The sequence below is a fragment of the Streptomyces sp. NBC_00104 genome (assembly GCF_045160825.1).
Lineage (GTDB): Bacteria > Actinomycetota > Actinomycetes > Streptomycetales > Streptomycetaceae > Streptomyces.
On the sequence record NZ_CP108215.1, the window covers coordinates 2,937,440 to 2,953,626 of the forward strand.

The following is a 16,187-nucleotide window of genomic DNA, read 5'->3' on the forward strand; positions in this document are numbered from 1 at the left end:
AGGTTCGGAGTAGTTTTTGCACTGACCAGTCAGTTCAAAAACAGGCAGAGGGGCTTGGGGGACATGGCAGAGCCAGGGGAGGCGGACGCGGGGCAGGGGACGGCCCACGGTGTCGCCGTCGGCGCGGAAGGGTTCGGGCTCAAGGGGCCGCGCGGCTGGGCGTTCCGGGGTGTCGGGTTCGAGGCGGAGGCCGGCTCGCTGGTCGCGGTCGAGGGGCCGTCCGGATCGGGCCGGACCTGTCTGCTGCTCGCGCTCACCGGACGGATGAAGCCGAGCGAGGGCGAGGCCACGGTCGGCTCCCTGCGGCTGCCGAAGCGGATGGCGGCCGTGCGGCGGATGAGCGCCCTCGCCCACGTCCCCGGTGTGACCGACCTCGACCCGGCTCTGACCGTCGGGGAGCACCTGCGCGAACGGGCGCTGCTGCAGCGGCGGTTCGACGGCTCCCTGCGGTGGCTGCTGCTGCCCCGGGCCGAGCGTGCCGCCGAGGCGAAGCTCCGTGTCGACACCGCGCTGGCCGCCGCCGGGCTCGACCGCGAGGCCCTGCCCAAGGGCTCCAGGACCGCCGTACGCGACCTCGACCGGATGGAGGCCCTGCGGCTGTCCGTCGCCCTCGCCCTCGTCGGCCGGCCCCGGCTGCTCGGCGTCGACGACACCGACCTGAAGCTCTCCGACGCCGAACGGGCCGAGACATGGGCCCTGTTGAGGTCCCTCACCGAGTCCGGGATCACGGTCGTGGCGGTGTGCAGCGAGGCCCCGCAGGGGGCGGTCGTCGTGTCGTCGGCACCGGGGAAGGACGCACGCGCGCGTGCGGACGTACGCGAAGCCCCCTCCCCCGATGCCGACCCCGCCCCCGACCCCGCCCCCGCCCCCGCCCCCGACGGCAGCGACGGAACCGACGGAACCGACAACGACGACCACGACCACGACAAGGAGACGGCCGATGCGTTCGCCGAGACTCGCCGCGCTTGAGCTCAGGCGGTTCGGCCGGGGGAAGCTGCCGCGCGCCGCGCTGGTCGCGCTCCTGCTGCTGCCGTTGCTGTACGGCGCCCTGTACCTGTGGTCCTTCTGGGACCCGTACGGCCGTCTGGACCGCATTCCCGTGGCGTTGGTGAACGACGACGAGGGGGCGTCGGTGGGCAGGCAGAGGCTGACTGCGGGCGACGACATCGCGAAGGGGCTGCGGGACAGCGACACCTTCGAGTGGCACCGGGTGAGCGCCGCCGAGGCCCGTGAGGGCGTCGAGGACGGCACGTACTACCTGTCGCTGACGATGCCGAAGGACTTCAGCGCGAGGATCGCGTCCAGCTCGGGGGACGTGCCGGAGACGGGCGCCCTCCAGGTGCGGACCAACGACGCGAACAACTACATCGTCGGGCAGATCTCGCGGACGGTGTTCTCGGAGGTGCGCACGGCGGCGTCGACGAAGGCCTCGCGGTCGTTCCTGGACCGGATCTTCATCTCGTTCTCTGACATCCACGGGGAGACCGAGAAGGCGGCGGACGGCGCCGACGATCTCAAGGGCGGGATCGACAAGGCGGAGAAGGGCTCCAGGGACCTCGCGGACGGGCTGAAGACGGCCAAGGAGGGCAGCGGGGAGCTGTCCGGCGGGCTGAAGGACCTGGACGAGGGCGCGGGCGATCTGGAGGACGGCGCCCAGCAGGTCGCGGACGGCACCGGGAAGCTCGCCGACAAGGTCGGCGCCGCGGCGGACCAGGTACGGCCCTTCCTGAAGGAGAACGGCGACACGATCGCCGACACCGCGACCCTGGTCGCCGACTCGGCCGCCACGATCCGGGATCACCTCGGCGCGTTCGTCAGGACGGCGCCGGCCGCCGAGACCGGCACCCGTGCCGCCTCCGAGACCCTGGACGACGTCCACAAGCGCCGTTGCGAGGAGGCGGTCCTGCCCGACGCGGCCTGCGCGGACCTCAAGAAGGCCAAGGACGCGGCGGCGGAGGCGGCCGTGCTCGCCGAGGACGTCAACACCGTGGTGAAGAACTACGACGGTGACATGAAGGCCTTCGACAAGGACCTGGAGACCCTGGAGAAGCAGGCCCGCGCCCTCGCGAAGGCGGCGCCCACCCTCTCCACGGACCTCGACGACGCCGTCGCCAAGGTGAACGCGCTCGACAAGGGCGCCACGAAGGTCGCCAAGGGGGCCAAGACGCTGCACACCGGCCTCGGCACCGCGAAGACCGGCGCGGAGGACCTGGACACGGGCGTCGGCGACCTCAAGACGGGCGCGGTCGACCTCAAGGGCGGCATGTACAAGCTGGCCGACGGCTCCGGGAAGCTCGCGGGCGGTCTGCACGACGGAGCCGAGCAGATCCCGGACTACGACGAGCGGGACCGCGACCGGCGTACCGAAGTGATGGCAGACCCTGTGCAGTTGGCCAGCAGGGACCTGCACAAGGCGCCCAACTACGGCACCGGCTTCGCCCCGTACTTCATCCCGCTGTCCCTCTGGGTGGGCGCGATGGTGGCGTACATGCTGATCCAGCCGCTCAACCGGCGGGCCCTCGCGGCGGGTGCCTCGGCGTGGCGGATCGCGCTGGCGGGCTGGCTGCCGGTGGCCGCCCTGGGCGTGCTGCAGACGGTCGCGCTGATGGCGGTACTGCACTGGGCGGTCGGCCTGGAGATGGCACGGGCGGCCGGGACGGTGGGCTTCCTGTTCCTGGTGACGGCGTGCTTCGCGGCGATCGTGCAGTGGCTCAATGCGCGCTTCGGGGCGGCGGGCCGGATCCTCGTCCTCGCCTTCCTGATGCTCCAGTTGACGTCGGCGGGCGGCACGTATCCCGTGCAGACCAGCCCGGACTTCTTCAACGCGGTCCACCCCTTCCTGCCGATGAGCCATGTCGTCGACGCCCTCAGGAGGCTCATCACGGGCGGCGGTCTGGGCCCCGTCTGGCAGGCGTGCGCGGTGCTGGCGGCCTTCACCGTCGGCGCCCTCGCCCTCACGGCCCTGTCCGCCCGCCGCAAGCAGGTGTGGACGCTGGACCGACTGCACCCGGAGTTGAGTCTGTGACCGCGCACGGCACGGTTCCTGTGACAATCAGGGCCATGGAAAGCAGCAACGCCCCCGGCGGCGCAGGCGGGGGCCGCCGCGAGGCGACCCGGCAGAAACTCTACGAAGCGGCCGTCACCCTCATCGCGGAGCAGGGGTTCTCCGCCACGACGGTGGACGAGATCGCCGAGCGCGCCGGCGTCGCCAAGGGCACGGTCTACTACAACTTCGCGAGCAAGTCGGTCCTCTTCGAGGAGCTGCTGCGGCACGGCGTGGGTCTCCTCACGGCCTCCCTCCGGGAGGCGGCCGAGCGGACGGCGGAGGAGAGCGGCAGCAGCGTCGACGCCCTGGACGCGATGATCCGGGCCGGCCTCCTGTTCATCGACCGCTACCCGTCCTTCACCCAGCTCTACGTGGCCGAGCTGTGGCGCACCAACCGCGCCTGGCAGTCCACGCTGATGGTCGTCCGGCAGCAGGCGGTCGCGGTCGTCGAGGGAGTGCTGCGCGAGGGCGTCGAGAGGGGCGAGCTGAGCGACGAGATCGACGTCGGCCTGACGGCGGCCGCCCTGGTCGGTATGGTCCTGGTGGCCGCCCTGGACTGGAAGGCGTTCCAGCCGGAGCGCTCCCTGGACGACGTCCACGCGGCGCTGTCCCGGCTGCTCCAGGGCCGGGTGAGCGGGCACCGCTGACCGGACCGGGGCACAGACGAGAGCGCCGGTCCGACCTGGCCGCGTCCCCCGCGGGCCACCTCGAACCGGCGCTTCCCCGTTCCCCCGTCTCCCCCGTGCCTCGCTCCCGCCGACTCACGTCGACGGAAGGAGCGGTAAGAGCGCGAGAGCCGTTCCGCCGCCCCGTGCCGGCGGTACCGGAGCCGCGCCCCTTCCCGTGCCTCCACCTTCTCGTTCGCGCAGGTCGGAGGCCATCCGCGCGCCTACTCATCTCACCGGCTGAGTACGGGTACTCAGCCCTGGGCACTCACCCTCAGACCCCCTTGCCGCCAACTGGTGACGATCACGTCCGCGCTCGTACTCCCCCGCGCCCCGAGCTGTCCCGCAAGCTGTCCCCCGAGCTGTCCCGCGAGATCGAACTGTCAGCGGCGGCCGATAAGGTCCTGGCATGGCAAAAATCGCGGTGATCGGCGCCGGCCTGGGCGCCATGGCAGCCGCCGCCCGGCTGGCCGTCGCGGGCCACCGAGTGGTGGTGCACGAGAGCACGGCCACCTACGGCGGAGCCGTGGGTCGTCACGAGCGCGACGGCTTCGCGTTCGACACGGGCCCGGGGCTGCTGACCCTGCCCGCCGTCTACCGCGATCTGTTCCTCAAGACCGGCAAGGAAGCGCTGGAGAAGTGCGTCGACCTGGTCCAGGTGGACCCGGCGGCCCGGCACGTCTTCGCGGACGGCACGGACCTCCTGCTTCCCAACGCCTCGCGCGCCGGCGTGGTCACCGCCCTGAACTCCGCCCTCGGCTCGGACGCCGGCGACCGCTGGGGCGACTTCCTGGTGCGGGCCCGCGAGGCCTGGGACCGCACCCGGCGGCCCCTCCTGGAGGAGCCGCTGTGGCCCGACTGGCAGGTCCTCGCCGAGCGCGAGCCGTACCCTGCCGTGCCCCACAAGCGGCTCCTGCGCACCCGCCGCGCCGGCACCCTCGCCGAGATCGGCGCGTGGGAGCTGCGCGACCCCCGGCTGACGGCCCTGCTGGAGAGCCACGCCCTCGCGTACGGCCTGGACCCGAGGACCGTCCCGGCGAGCGCGGCGGTCCTGCCGTACATGGAGCACGCCTTCGGGACCTGGTACGTCCGGGGCGGCATACGGGAGTTGGCGCGGGCCCTGTACGAGCGGTGCCTGGCCCGCAGGGTCGAGTTCGTCTTCGGCGGCGAGGTCACGGGGATCGTCGAGAAGGACGGCCGGGCGGCCGGGGTGGAGCTGTCGGACGGCACGGTGGCCGAGGCCGACTTCGTGGTCGCCGGCGTCGCGCCCGAGGTGTTGGGCCGATGGGTGCGGCCGTCGGCCGTGCGGAGTGCGGGCGGGGTACCCGCCCAGCGGGGGACGACGAGCCGTCTGACCGTGCTGCTGGCGCTGCGCGGTGCCCGGCCGGACGGCGCGGCGCACCGGACGGTGGTGCACACGGACGACCGCGACGGTGAGCTGGACCTCCTGTTCGGCCCTTCCCACGGGATGGTCGCGCGGCCGACGGTGACGGTGCTGCGCCCCGACGATCCGGGACTGGTGCCGGACTCCGGGCATGAGGCGGTCACGGTCACGTGCCCGGTCCCCGCCGAACCCGACTTCGGTTGGGCCGAGTCGGATGTCTTCGATCATCAGGCGGAGTGGTTGATCAGCGCCGCCGAGCGCGCCGTACCCGACCTGCGCGAGCGCCTCCTGTGGCACGAGGTCCGCACCCCGGCCGACATCGCGCGGACGACCGGTGCGGTGGGCGGCGCGGTCCCCGCCCCGGCGCTCGCCGCGGCCGACGGCCGCCTGCTGCATCCGTCCAACAGCACCGCGACACCGGGCCTGTTCACCGTCGGCGGCTGGTCCCACCCGGGCGGCGGCCTCCCGCACGCCGGGATGTCGGGCGCGCTGGTGTCCGGACTGATCGTGGAGGGGCCGGACTTCCGCGGCTCCCAGTGAGGCTCACCCCGACCCGGGTGGCCCTTCAGAAACGGTACTGCTGCTCGTCGTAGCCGTTCTGGCCATTCCCGTTGCCGTTGCCGTTGCCGTTGCCGTTGCCCTGGTACGGGTACTGCTGGTCCGACGGGAGGTCCGAGCCGAAGGAGTCGTCGGTGTTGCGCTGCTGCGGAACCCAGACACCACCGGGCGGGGTCTCGCCGCCGTAGCCGCCGTTGCCGTACTGGTCCTGGCCGTAGCCCTGTTGGCCGTATCCCTGCTGGCCGTAGGACTGGTCGTACGAGGCCGTGGCGTCGTACGTCTGCGTGCCGATGTAGGGGTCGGAGTAGGCGGCGTACTGCTGCTGGGACGGGTCATAGCCGTACCCCTGCTGGTCGTAGCCGTAGTAGGCGAAGGCCTCGTCCTGGGCGGACTGGTCGGCGGTCGCGTAGGGCTGGCCGGCGGCGCCCGCGTAGGCGTTGTCGTCGCGGTAGACGCCGTACGTGCTGGTGTCGTCCGGCAGGGGCTCCGGGGAGTAGACGGTGTTCGTCCCGGCCGCGGAGGGCAGGGACCCCGGGCGGACGAACACGTCGTCGTCGCGGTCGTCGTCGAGCCGACCGTCGTCCTGGCGGTACGTTCCGGCGGCCGTGGCCTCCAGGTCCGTGACCTCCAGGGTCGGGTCCTGGCGGTCCGGTTCGCCGCGCCGCCGCTTCTTGCCGACCTTGGGGAGCCTGCCGCCCTCCTCGCCCTCACCGGGGCGCGGGCGGACCGCCCAGCCGGCCTCGAAGCCGCGGCGGAACGACAGCGTCACATAGGTCTGCCCGATCGCGAACCCGATCGCGCCCAGCGCGATGACGATCACGTTGGGGATCAGCACACCGAGGACGACTCCGAGGAAACCGGCGAAGGCGAGCAGTCGCCAGCGCAGGCGCGCCTTGTACTGCAGCAGCACCTCACCCAGCAGCCACAACGCGACGACACCGAACGCGATGTAGAGGACCGTCCAGCCCATGTACGCCCCTCTCCCTGTAGCCGCTACGCAGTGTGTCGTACGCGAGTGCGACCGGTCTAGGCCCGTGGTGAATGGTGCAGGCCCAGGTTCTCGTAGATTTCCAGAGTCGCGGTGGAGTTGTTCAGGGTGATGAAGTGAAGTCCGGGGACTCCTTCGTCCAGCAGCCTCGCGCAGAACTCCGTGGCGAACTCGATGCCAATGGAGCGTACAGCGGCCGGATCGTCTTTGGCTGTGACGATCCGCTCTTTCAGGGCGTTCGGGATGGCGGCGTTGCTGAGTTGTGGCAACCGTTCCAGCATCTTCACGCTGGTGACGGGCATGACCTCCGGAATGACAGGGGTTTCACAGCCGGCCGTCGCGACGGCGTCCCTCAGACGCAGGTACGAGTCCGGGTGGAAGAACATCTGGGTGATCGCGTAGTCGGCGCCGGCCCGGCACTTGTCGACGAAGCGCGCCACGTCGCTGTCCCAGTCCGGGGAACGCGGGTGCATCTCCGGGAAGGCCGCGACGCCTACGCAGAAGTCGCCCGATTCCTTGATGAGCTGGACGAGTTCGGCGGCGTAGGTCAGGCCCTGCGGATGCGCGACCCACTCGGCCGTGGGGTCGCCGGGCGGGTCGCCGCGGACCGCGAGGATGTTGCGGATCCCGGCGTCCGCGAACTGGCCGATGATGTTGCGCAGCTCGGCGATGGAGTGGCTGACCGCGGTGAGGTGGGCGACCGGGGTGAGGGTGGTGTCGGCGGCGATCTGCTCGGTCGCCTTCACCGTGCCGGCCCGGGTGGAGCCGCCCGCGCCGTACGTCACGGAGACGAAGCTGGGGGCGACCGCCTCGATCCTGCGGAGGGCGTTCCACAGGTTCCGCTCGCCCTTCGCCGTCTTGGGCGCCCAGAACTCGAAGGAGTACGTGGTCTTGCCCGTGGCGAGCATGTCACGCACGGTGCGTGCGTGGTCAGTCCGGGTAGAAGCGGTTCCTAGGGCCATACCGGCAGGTTAGTCAGGTCGGGGTCGTCCCCCAACCAGAGGCGGGGGTTTTGTCCGTTTTGCCGACCTGTTGTCCACGCCTTGGACAGCCGTGGACCCACTACAGGGCGCGCAGACGCTTGGCGAACTCCGCCGCGGCGGAGGCGGGGTCGTCGGCCTCCGTGATCGCCCGGACGACGACGGCCCGGCGGGCGCCCGCCTCGACGACCTCGTCGAGGTTGCCGAGGTCGATGCCGCCGATGGCGAACCAGGGGCGGTCGGTGCCGAGGGCGGCGGTGTACCGCACGAGGTCCAGGCCGGGGGCGTGACGGCCGGGCTTGGTGGGGGTGGGCCAGCAGGGGCCGGTGCAGAAGTAGTCCACGCCCTCCTGGACGGCCGCGGCGGCGGCCTCCTCCTCGGCGTGGGTGGAGCGGCCCATCAGGACACCCGCACCGAGGATGGCGCGGGCGGCGGGGACGGGAAGGTCGCCCTGGCCGAGGTGCAGCATGTCCGCGCCGATGGCGTGCGCCACGTCCGCGCGGTCGTTGACGGCCAGCAGCTTGCCGTGCCGGCGGCACGCGTCCGCGAAGACCTGGAGGTGCTCCAGCTCCTCGGCGGCCTCCATGCCCTTGTCGCGCAGCTGCACGATGTCCACGCCGCCGCTCAGGACCGCGTCCAGGAACTGGGGCAGATCGCCCTGTCGCCTGCGGGCGTCCGTGCAGAGGTAGAGCCGGGCGTCGGCGAGCTGTGCGGCGGCGTCGGGCATGCGTGTGTCCCCCGTTGGCGGTGCGTTGTCGGTGCGGCGTGCGGGAGCCAGGGCCCTCGCGGGCCCGGCTCCCGTACGCCGTACAGGCGGCTGCGTCAGATTTTCGGGTGTTTCCGGTGTTCGGGTCAGACGGCGAGCGCCTGGGCGCGGCGCTTCACCTCCGTGCCGCGATTCTCGCTCAGGGCCTGGGCCGGGGTTCCGGGCAGGCTCGGGTCCGGAGTGAAGAGCCACTCCAGCATCTCTTCGTCGGTGAAGCCGTCGTCCCTCAGCAGGGTCAGGGTGCCGGACAGGCCCTTGACCACCTTGTCCCCGTCGATGAAGGCGGCGGGGACGTGCAGCGCGCGGTTCTCACCACGGCGTACGGCGATGAGCTGGCCTTCCTTCACCAGCTGCCGCACGCGGGTCACCTCGACGTCCAGCATCTCTGCGATGTCGGGGAGGGTCAGCCACGCGGGGACGAGAGCATCGATCTTTGCGTCAATCTCGGTCACGTCTCCAAGACTGCCATCTGGGACTGACAGTGGGTAGCCGAGCCCCTCCGACGGGGGCCGACAGGGGGGTGGGGAGTACGCCGGGCGGCGGTGAAAAACGCCTGCGCTACGCCGTCGCCGCCTTCAGGGGCCTGGCCGGGTCCTCCAGCAGCTCCGGGTCCATCGGGGTGCCCGCCTCGATCAGGCGGCGGCCCTGAGCCAGGTCGCGGGGCCGGCCCACGGCGAGCAGGCCGACCAGCCGGCGCTCGCGGAGCCAGCACACCGACCAGGCGGTGCCGGTGGGGTCGCCGCGCCGGACCATGGTGTCGGCGGAGGCGTGGTCGCCCGCGTACTGGACGAAGCGGCCGAACTGTTCGGACCAGAAGTAGGGGACGGGGTCGTAGGGCTCGGGGGTCTCGCCGACGATGTTCGCGGCGACCGTGCGAGGGCCCTGGAGGGCGTTGTCCCAATGGTGGACGAGGAGGCGACGGCCGTACCTGGCCGAGGGGAAGGAGGCGCAGTCGCCGACCGCGTAGACGTCCGGCGCGGAGGTGCGCAGGTGGTCGTCGGCCACCACCTCGCCGTGTGCGCCGAGCTCGATGCCCGAGCCCTTCAGCCAGACCGTCGCCGGGCGGGCGCCGATCCCCACGACGACCGCGCCGGCCGGCACCCGGGTGCCGTCGTCCAGGACGACCGTCCCGGGCTCGACGCGCTCCACGCGCGCGTGGGTGCGCAGCGTGGTCCCGCTGTCGGCGTACCAGGCGGCCATCGGCGCGGCCACCTCCGCCGGCAGGGCGCCCGCGAGCGGGCGGTCGGCCGCCTCGACGACCGTCACCGCGCAGCCCGCCTCGCGCGCGGCCGTGGCGAACTCGGCGCCGATCCAGCCCGCGCCCACGACCACGATGTCGTGCTGCCGGGCCAGTACGGGCCGCAGCCGCTCGGCGTCGTCCAGGGTCCGCAGGAGATGCACCCCGGGCACTCCCTCGGCGCCCGGCAGCCGGATCGGTTCCGCGCCGGTCGCGAGGACGAGGAGGTCGTACGGGACGGGCCCGGCGGCCGTGTCGAGTTCGTGGTCGGCGGGGCGCAGGCCCGACACCTCGCGGCCCAGCCGGAGTTCGATGCCGAGCGCCTCGAAGTCGACGTCGAAGGCGGAGCCCTCGGCCTTGCCGAGCAGCACGGCCTTGGAGAGCGGCGGCCGGTCGTACGGCTGGTGCGGCTCGGCGCCGATCAGTGTCACGTCGCCGGTGAAGCCCTGTTCGCGCAGGGCGACCGCGGTCTGCACCCCGGCCATGCCCGCGCCCACGACGACCACGCGCCGCGCCGACCCGCCCCTTTGCTGCGTCTGCTCGCTCACCTGATCACCATAGACAACTGACGTTCGGTCAGTCAGCGGGTGGGTCGGCGGTCGCTTTCCGTGAGCCGCCCCACGGTCTCGTCGACCTGCTCCACCACGCTCGTCCCGCTGCCCGGTCGCGACTCCCACTCCCAGGTCTCCTCCAGGCGGACCCGCCCGTCGGGGAGCTCGGAGACCTGGGACACACAGTGCCCGGACGCGGTGGTCCCGTCGGTCTTCAGCTGCACGTACCGGAAGTCCAGCCGGTCCCCCGCGCGCGTGCCCACGAGGTGACCGCGTACGACGTCGCCGCCCGCGTACTCGGCCCAGATCTCGCCGTCCTTCTCGTGGTACGCGAACCGGGTGCGGGTGCCCACCTGACCTGGGGCTTGGTCCGCGACGGGGGCGAGGACGAGACCGTCGAGCGAGCGGGGCATGAGCGGAGGCTCCCTTACTGGGACGATCGGCGAGGGCTAGGGTGGGCCACCGTAGAGCACTCGCGGGAGCCCGGACGCACCGGGCTGAGAGGGAGGCTGGCGGCCTCCGACCGTACGAACCTGATCCGGGTCATGCCGGCGAAGGGAGGGGCTGGACGCCCATGTCGCGTACGCACACGTCAGACGTCCTCGTCGTGGGGGGCGGAATCATCGGGCTCGTCACGGCGTGGCGGGCCGCGCAGCGCGGGTTCGCCACGGCCGTGGTCGATCCCGAGCCCGGCGGCGGGGCGGCCCGGGTGGCGGCCGGGATGCTCGCCGCGGTCACCGAACTGCACTACGGCGAGCAGACACTGCTGGGGCTCAACCTGGAGTCCGCGCGCCGCTACCCGGACTTCGCGGCCGAGCTGACGGAGGAGACCGGTCTCGACCTCGGTTACCGCCGCTCCGGCACGCTCGCGGTCGCGCTCGACGCCGACGACCGCGCCCATCTGCGCGAACTGCACGCCCTGCAGCGCCGGTCGGGCCTGGAGTCGGAGTGGCTGAGCGGACGTGAGTGCCGCCGTCTGGAGCCGATGCTCGCGCCGGGCGTGCGCGGCGGACTGCGGGTCGACGGGGACCACCAGATCGACCCGAGGCGGCTCTCCGGGGCCCTCGTCGCGGCCTGCGTGCGCGCCGGGGTGGTGTTCCACCGGGCCTGGGCCGACGAGCTGTCGGTGGTGCGGGAGCGGGCCGCCGGGGTCCGGACCGGCGACGGTGACCAGGTGGCGGCCGGGCAGGTCGTCCTCGCCGCGGGCAGCCTCAGCGGGCGGCTCGCCGGGGTCCCGGAGGAGGTGCTGCCGCCGGTGCGGCCGGTGAAGGGGCAGGTGCTGCGGCTGACCGTGCCGAAGCCGTACGCGCCCTTCCTGAGCCGTACCGTGCGGGCCGTGGTGCGTGGCAGTCACGTCTACCTGGTGCCCCGCGAGAACGGCGAACTCGTCGTCGGCGCGACCAGCGAGGAGCAGGGCTGGGACACCACGGTGACCGCCGGCGGGGTGTACGAACTGCTGCGGGACGCCCATGAACTCGTCCCCGGGATCACCGAACTCCCGCTCACCGAGACCCGCGCGGGCCTGCGCCCCGCCTCCCCCGACAACGCGCCCCTCCTCGGCCCGACCGGGCTCGACGGCCTGCTCCTCGCCACCGGCCACTACCGCAACGGGGTGCTCCTCACCCCGGTGACCGGCGACGTCCTGGCCCATGTGCTGACCACCGGTGAACTGCCGGAGGAGGCCCGTGACTTCACGCCGCTGCGGTTCCGCGCCGGCGCGGCCCGCGAACTCCTGGAGCAGCCCGTATGAACACCACCGGGACGCTGACCGTCCTCGTCAACGGGGAGCGGCGGCAGATCGCTCCCGGCACGGCCCTCGACGCGCTCGTGCGGACGCTGACCGCGTCCCCCGCCGGTGTCGCCGCCGCGCTCAACGAAACCGTCGTCCCGCGCGCGCGGTGGACGACCACCGCCCTCTGCGAGGGGGACCGTGTCGAGGTCCTCACCGCCGTCCAAGGAGGCTGATCCCATGGCAGACGACCCCTTCGTCCTCGGCGGCACGACCTACTCGTCCCGCCTGATCATGGGCACGGGCGGCGCGTCCAGCCTGGACGTCCTGGAGCGCGCTCTGGTGGCCTCCGGCACGGAACTGACGACGGTGGCGATGCGTCGCGTGAACGCGTCCGTGCACGGCTCGGTCCTGTCGGTGCTCGACAGGCTCGGCATCCGGGTCCTGCCCAACACGGCCGGCTGCTTCACCGCGGGCGAGGCCGTGCTGACGGCCCGCCTCGCACGCGAGGCGCTGGGTACGTCCCTGGTCAAGCTGGAGGTCATCGCCGACGAGCGCACGCTGCTGCCCGATCCGATCGAACTGCTCGACGCCGCCGAGACGCTCGTCGACGACGGTTTCACCGTGCTGCCGTACACGAACGACGATCCCGTCCTCGCGCGGAAACTGGAGGACGTGGGCTGCGCCGCGATCATGCCGCTCGGGTCGCCCATCGGGTCCGGGCTCGGCATCCGCAACCCGCACAACTTCCAGCTGATCGTCGAGCACGCGCGGGTGCCGGTGATCCTCGACGCGGGCGCCGGTACGGCGTCGGACGTCGCGCTCGCGATGGAGCTGGGGTGCGCCGGTGTCATGCTCGCCTCCGCCGTGACCCGGGCCCAGGAACCGGTCCTCATGGCCGAGGGCATGCGGCACGCGGTGGAGGCGGGTCGGCTGGCCCACCGCGCGGGCCGCATCCCCCGCCGCCACTTCGCGGAGGCGTCGTCACCGGGCGAGGGACTGGCGCGGCTGGATCCGGAGCGCCCGGCGTTCTGAGTCGAACCTCACGCCACTCCACTCTCACTCGAACAACCGAACGAGCTCGGCCGAACACCCGCCTGTCACAGCCCTCCGATCTCGGTCACAGCTCTGCTGCAGTACGTCTCGCGTGCCACGGAACCTTAGGGGCCCGTCAGCGGCGGCTCGTACACTCACCTGCGTGGACACGACCCTTCAGGACCCGCTTGTCGGCCATGTGCTCGACGGCCGGTATCGAGTCGAGGCGCGGATCGCGGTCGGCGGGATGGCCACGGTCTACAGGACCGTGGACACCCGCCTCGACCGCGTGCTCGCGCTCAAGGTGATGCATCCGACGCTGGCCGCGGACCGGACGTTCGTCGAGCGGTTCATCCGTGAGGCCAAGTCGGTGGCACGGCTGTCCCACCCGAACGTGGTGGGGGTCTACGACCAGGGCACCGACGGCTCGTACGTCTACCTCGCGATGGAGTACGTCGCCGGCTGCACCCTCCGTGACGTGCTGCGCGAGCGCGGGGCGCTGCAGCCCCGGGCGGCGCTGGACATCCTGGAGCCGGTGCTCGCCGCGCTGGGCGCCGCGCACCGCGCCGGGTTCGTGCACCGGGACATGAAGCCGGAGAACGTGCTGATAGGGGACGACGGCCGGGTCAAGGTCGCCGACTTCGGGCTCGTACGGGCCGTGGACACCGTCACCAGCACCACCGGCACCGTCCTCGGCACCGTCTCCTACCTCGCCCCCGAGCAGCTGGAGCACGGCACGACCGACACCCGCGTCGACGTGTACGCGTGCGGCGTGATGCTCTACGAGATGCTCACCGGCGGCAAGCCGCACTCCGGGGACTCCCCCGCGCAGGTGCTCTACCACGCGCTGCACGACGACGTGCCGCCGCCGTCGGCCCTCGTACCGGGGCTGGCGTACCAGCTGGACGAGCTGGTCGCGTCGGCGACCGCCCGCAATCCGGAGCTGCGGCCGTACGACGCCGTAGCGCTGCTCGCGCAGACACTGGAGGCTCGGGCCGGGCTGAGCGGCGAGCAGCTGGACGCGGTGCCGCCGCAGGCGACGGCCGACGGCCACGACAGCGCCGAGGACCGGACCAGCGTGATCCCGCGCTCGCTGTCCGTGTCGCGGTCGGTGGCCACGGACCCCGACCAGCTGAACCGTACGAGCCGGTTCGCGTCGCCTCCGCCGCCGCCCCGGCGCACCCGCAACTCCCCCGCGCCCCGGCGTGGACTGTGGGCGGTCGTCGTGGCCGTGCTGCTCGTCCTCGGTGTGGGCGGGGGTGTCTGGTACATCAACTCCGGCCAGTTCACGCAGGTCCCGGCCGTGCTGCAGCAGAGCCGGGCGGACGCGACGAAGCGGCTCGAAGGCGCCGGCCTGGAGGTCGAGGTCAAGCAGGCGTTCAGTGACACCGTCAAGCGCGGCAGAGTGATCAGCACCGACCCGGCGCCCGGGGAGCGGATCCGGGACAACGAGACGGTGACGGTGACGCTCTCCAAGGGCCCGGAGACCGTGAAGGTGCCCGATCTGAAGGGCTACCGGCTGGACCTCGCGAAGACCCGGCTGAACGGCGCCGGGCTCGAACCGGGCCTGGTGACGCGGGAGTTCAGCGACGAGGTCATCCGGGGCCAGGTGATCAGCACCCAGCCGGGCTCCGGCACCGAGGTCTCCTCGGGCTCGGCCGTCAGGATCGTGGTCAGCCGGGGCGCCCCGGTGGAGGTGCCCGAGCTGTCCGGTGCCTCGGTCGAGGACGCCAGGGCCGAGCTGGAGGAGGCGGGCCTCAAGGTGAAGATCGCCTCGAAGCAGGTCAACTCCGAGTTCGAGAAGGGGCTCGTGGCCGAGCAGTCGCCGGGCGCGGGCAAGCAGGTCGGCACGGGCGACACCGTCACCCTCACGATCTCCAAGGGGCCCGTCATGGTCGAGGTCCCGGACGTCGTGGGCGACAGCGTCGACGAGGCGACCCGGAAACTGCGGGCCGCCGGCTTCGAGGTCGAGGAGGACCGGGGCCTGCTCGGGCTCTTCGGCGACGAGGTCAGGAGCCAGTCGGTGGACGGCGGCGACACCGCGGCCAAGGGCTCGAAGATCACGATCGAGATCCGCTGACGGAAGCCGGCCGTTCGGGACCGGCGGACCGGCGGACCGGCGGACCGGCGGACCGGGGCAGGCTGTCGGCCCGGCCGACCACGGTCGGCCGGGCGGGAGTTGCAGAGGTGTGAGTCGTCAGGGGCGGGAGTCGTCAGAGGCGTGAGCCGTCAAGGGCGGGAGTCGTCAGAGGCGGGAGTCGTCAGAGGCGGGAGTCGTCAGAGGCGGGGGTGCCGGGCGGCGGCTGTCGAAGCCGCCGGTCGAATGCCCCCGGCCGCATGACACCCTTGGTGCCGTGAGCACTCAGCAGTCGCCCGACCTCCCCGGACCGTCCCGCAACCCCGTCGGCGGTCATGTCCCCGTCGCCGGTGGTCTGAACTCCGTCGGGCTGACGTACGCCCGTGATCTGAAGGCCGAGACGGTTCAGGTCTTCGTCGCCAATCCGCGCGGCTGGGCGACGCCTGCCGGGAATCCCCGGCAGGACGAGGAGTTCCGGGCCGCCTGTGCCGAGGAGTCGATCCCCGCGTACGTGCACGCGCCGTACCTGATCAACTTCGGGTCGCACACCGAGGCGACGGCGGAGAAGTCCGTGGAGTCGATGCGGCACTCGCTGCGCCGGGGCCGGGAGATCGGCGCGCTCGGGGTGGTCGTGCACACGGGGAGCGCGACCGGCGGACGGGACCGGTCGGTGGCGCTGAAGCAGGTGCGCGAGTATCTGCTGCCGCTGCTGGACGAGTTGACCCACGACGACGACCCGTATCTGCTCCTGGAGTCCACGGCGGGCCAGGGGGCCTCCCTCTGTTCACGCACCTGGGACTTCGGGCCGTACTTCGAGGCGCTGGACGCCCACCCGAAGCTCGGCGTCTGCCTGGACACCTGCCACATCTTCGCGGCGGGGCACGACCTGACCGGGCCCAGCGGGATGCACCGGACGCTGGACCTGCTGGTGGACACCGTCGGCGAGGGCCGGCTGAAGCTGATCCACGCCAACGACTCCAAGGACGTGGTCGGCGCCCACAAGGACCGCCACGAGAACATCGGGTCCGGTCACATCGGCGAGGACCCGTTCCGCGCCCTGATGACCCACCCCGCGACCGCGGGCGTTCCCCTGATCATCGAGACACCGGGCGGCAAGGAGGGCCACGCCGCGGACGTGGAACGCCTGAAGAAGCTCAGGGACGGCTGACGC

General features: G+C 72.3%; 15 protein-coding genes and 1 riboswitch. Of the genes, 9 read left to right on the plus strand and 6 right to left on the minus strand.

All coding sequences use genetic code 11. The annotated features are described in order from the left end of the window. Positions 1–63: 63 nt before the first annotated feature. The 4 genes from OG272_RS12695 to OG272_RS12710 all read left to right on the plus strand — a co-directional run bounded on the left by OG272_RS12695 (position 64) and on the right by OG272_RS12710 (position 5,635). On the plus strand, positions 64–969 hold the full coding sequence (locus OG272_RS12695) for an ATP-binding cassette domain-containing protein (RefSeq protein WP_405893307.1): 906 nt from the start codon (positions 64–66) through the stop codon (positions 967–969). Continuing rightward, entirely contained in the window at positions 941–3,025 is a 2,085-nt protein-coding gene (locus tag OG272_RS12700; protein ID WP_405893309.1) for a YhgE/Pip family protein, read from the plus strand. Before OG272_RS12695 ends, OG272_RS12700 begins: the two co-directional genes overlap by 29 nt. Positions 3,026–3,060: 35 nt before the next feature. Next, entirely contained in the window at positions 3,061–3,693 is a 633-nt protein-coding gene (locus OG272_RS12705; RefSeq protein ID WP_326583427.1) for a TetR/AcrR family transcriptional regulator, read from the plus strand. A 427-nt stretch (positions 3,694–4,120) separates the two neighbouring features. After that, positions 4,121–5,635, plus strand: a complete 1,515-nt coding sequence (locus tag OG272_RS12710; RefSeq protein WP_405893311.1) for a phytoene desaturase family protein — start codon at positions 4,121–4,123, stop codon at positions 5,633–5,635. 25 nt (positions 5,636–5,660) lie between these two features. On the opposite strand, the gene OG272_RS12715 is transcribed toward OG272_RS12710, so the two are convergent. From OG272_RS12715 to OG272_RS12740, 6 genes are all read right to left on the minus strand, one after another. Next, positions 5,661–6,623, minus strand: a complete 963-nt coding sequence (locus tag OG272_RS12715; RefSeq protein ID WP_405893313.1) for a hypothetical protein — start codon at positions 6,621–6,623, stop codon at positions 5,661–5,663. Between the two features lie 56 nt (positions 6,624–6,679). Further along, positions 6,680–7,603, minus strand: coding sequence for a methylenetetrahydrofolate reductase [NAD(P)H] (gene metF, locus OG272_RS12720; RefSeq protein ID WP_326583424.1), 924 nt, complete (start codon positions 7,601–7,603; stop codon positions 6,680–6,682). 100 nt (positions 7,604–7,703) lie between these two features. Beyond that, positions 7,704–8,348 (minus strand): thiamine phosphate synthase, encoded by a 645-nt coding sequence (gene thiE, locus OG272_RS12725; protein ID WP_405893316.1) that lies wholly within the window; start codon positions 8,346–8,348, stop codon positions 7,704–7,706. Positions 8,349–8,473: 125 nt separating this feature from the next. Beyond that, positions 8,474–8,839, minus strand: coding sequence for a helix-turn-helix domain-containing protein (locus OG272_RS12730; protein WP_149822629.1), 366 nt, complete (start codon positions 8,837–8,839; stop codon positions 8,474–8,476). A 106-nt stretch (positions 8,840–8,945) separates the two neighbouring features. Then, positions 8,946–10,172, minus strand: a complete 1,227-nt coding sequence (locus tag OG272_RS12735; RefSeq protein WP_327730148.1) for an FAD-dependent oxidoreductase — start codon at positions 10,170–10,172, stop codon at positions 8,946–8,948. Between the two features lie 32 nt (positions 10,173–10,204). Further along, positions 10,205–10,588, minus strand: a complete 384-nt coding sequence (locus tag OG272_RS12740; protein WP_326583421.1) for a hypothetical protein — start codon at positions 10,586–10,588, stop codon at positions 10,205–10,207. A 52-nt stretch (positions 10,589–10,640) separates the two neighbouring features. Continuing rightward, positions 10,641–10,752: riboswitch (TPP riboswitch) on the plus strand. Here OG272_RS12740 and thiO point away from each other — a divergent pair. The 5 genes from thiO (at position 10,750) to OG272_RS12765 (ending at position 16,184) form a co-directional block, all read left to right on the plus strand. After that, entirely contained in the window at positions 10,750–11,925 is a 1,176-nt protein-coding gene (thiO, locus tag OG272_RS12745; RefSeq protein ID WP_327730147.1) for a glycine oxidase ThiO, read from the plus strand. It overlaps the preceding riboswitch by 3 nt. Next, the gene (gene thiS / locus OG272_RS12750; RefSeq protein ID WP_327730146.1) at positions 11,922–12,140 is read left to right on the plus strand and encodes a sulfur carrier protein ThiS; all 219 of its coding nucleotides are present in this window, start codon (positions 11,922–11,924) and stop codon (positions 12,138–12,140) included. The genes thiO and thiS overlap by 4 nt, the downstream gene beginning before the upstream one ends. 4 nt (positions 12,141–12,144) lie before the next feature. Then, positions 12,145–12,939, plus strand: coding sequence for a thiazole synthase (locus OG272_RS12755; RefSeq protein WP_326583418.1), 795 nt, complete (start codon positions 12,145–12,147; stop codon positions 12,937–12,939). 163 nt (positions 12,940–13,102) lie between these two features. Further along, entirely contained in the window at positions 13,103–15,019 is a 1,917-nt protein-coding gene (gene pknB, locus OG272_RS12760) for a Stk1 family PASTA domain-containing Ser/Thr kinase (protein ID WP_327730145.1), read from the plus strand. A 274-nt stretch (positions 15,020–15,293) separates the two neighbouring features. Then, the gene (locus OG272_RS12765) at positions 15,294–16,184 is read left to right on the plus strand and encodes a deoxyribonuclease IV (RefSeq protein ID WP_326583416.1); all 891 of its coding nucleotides are present in this window, start codon (positions 15,294–15,296) and stop codon (positions 16,182–16,184) included. Positions 16,185–16,187 lie beyond the last annotated feature (3 nt).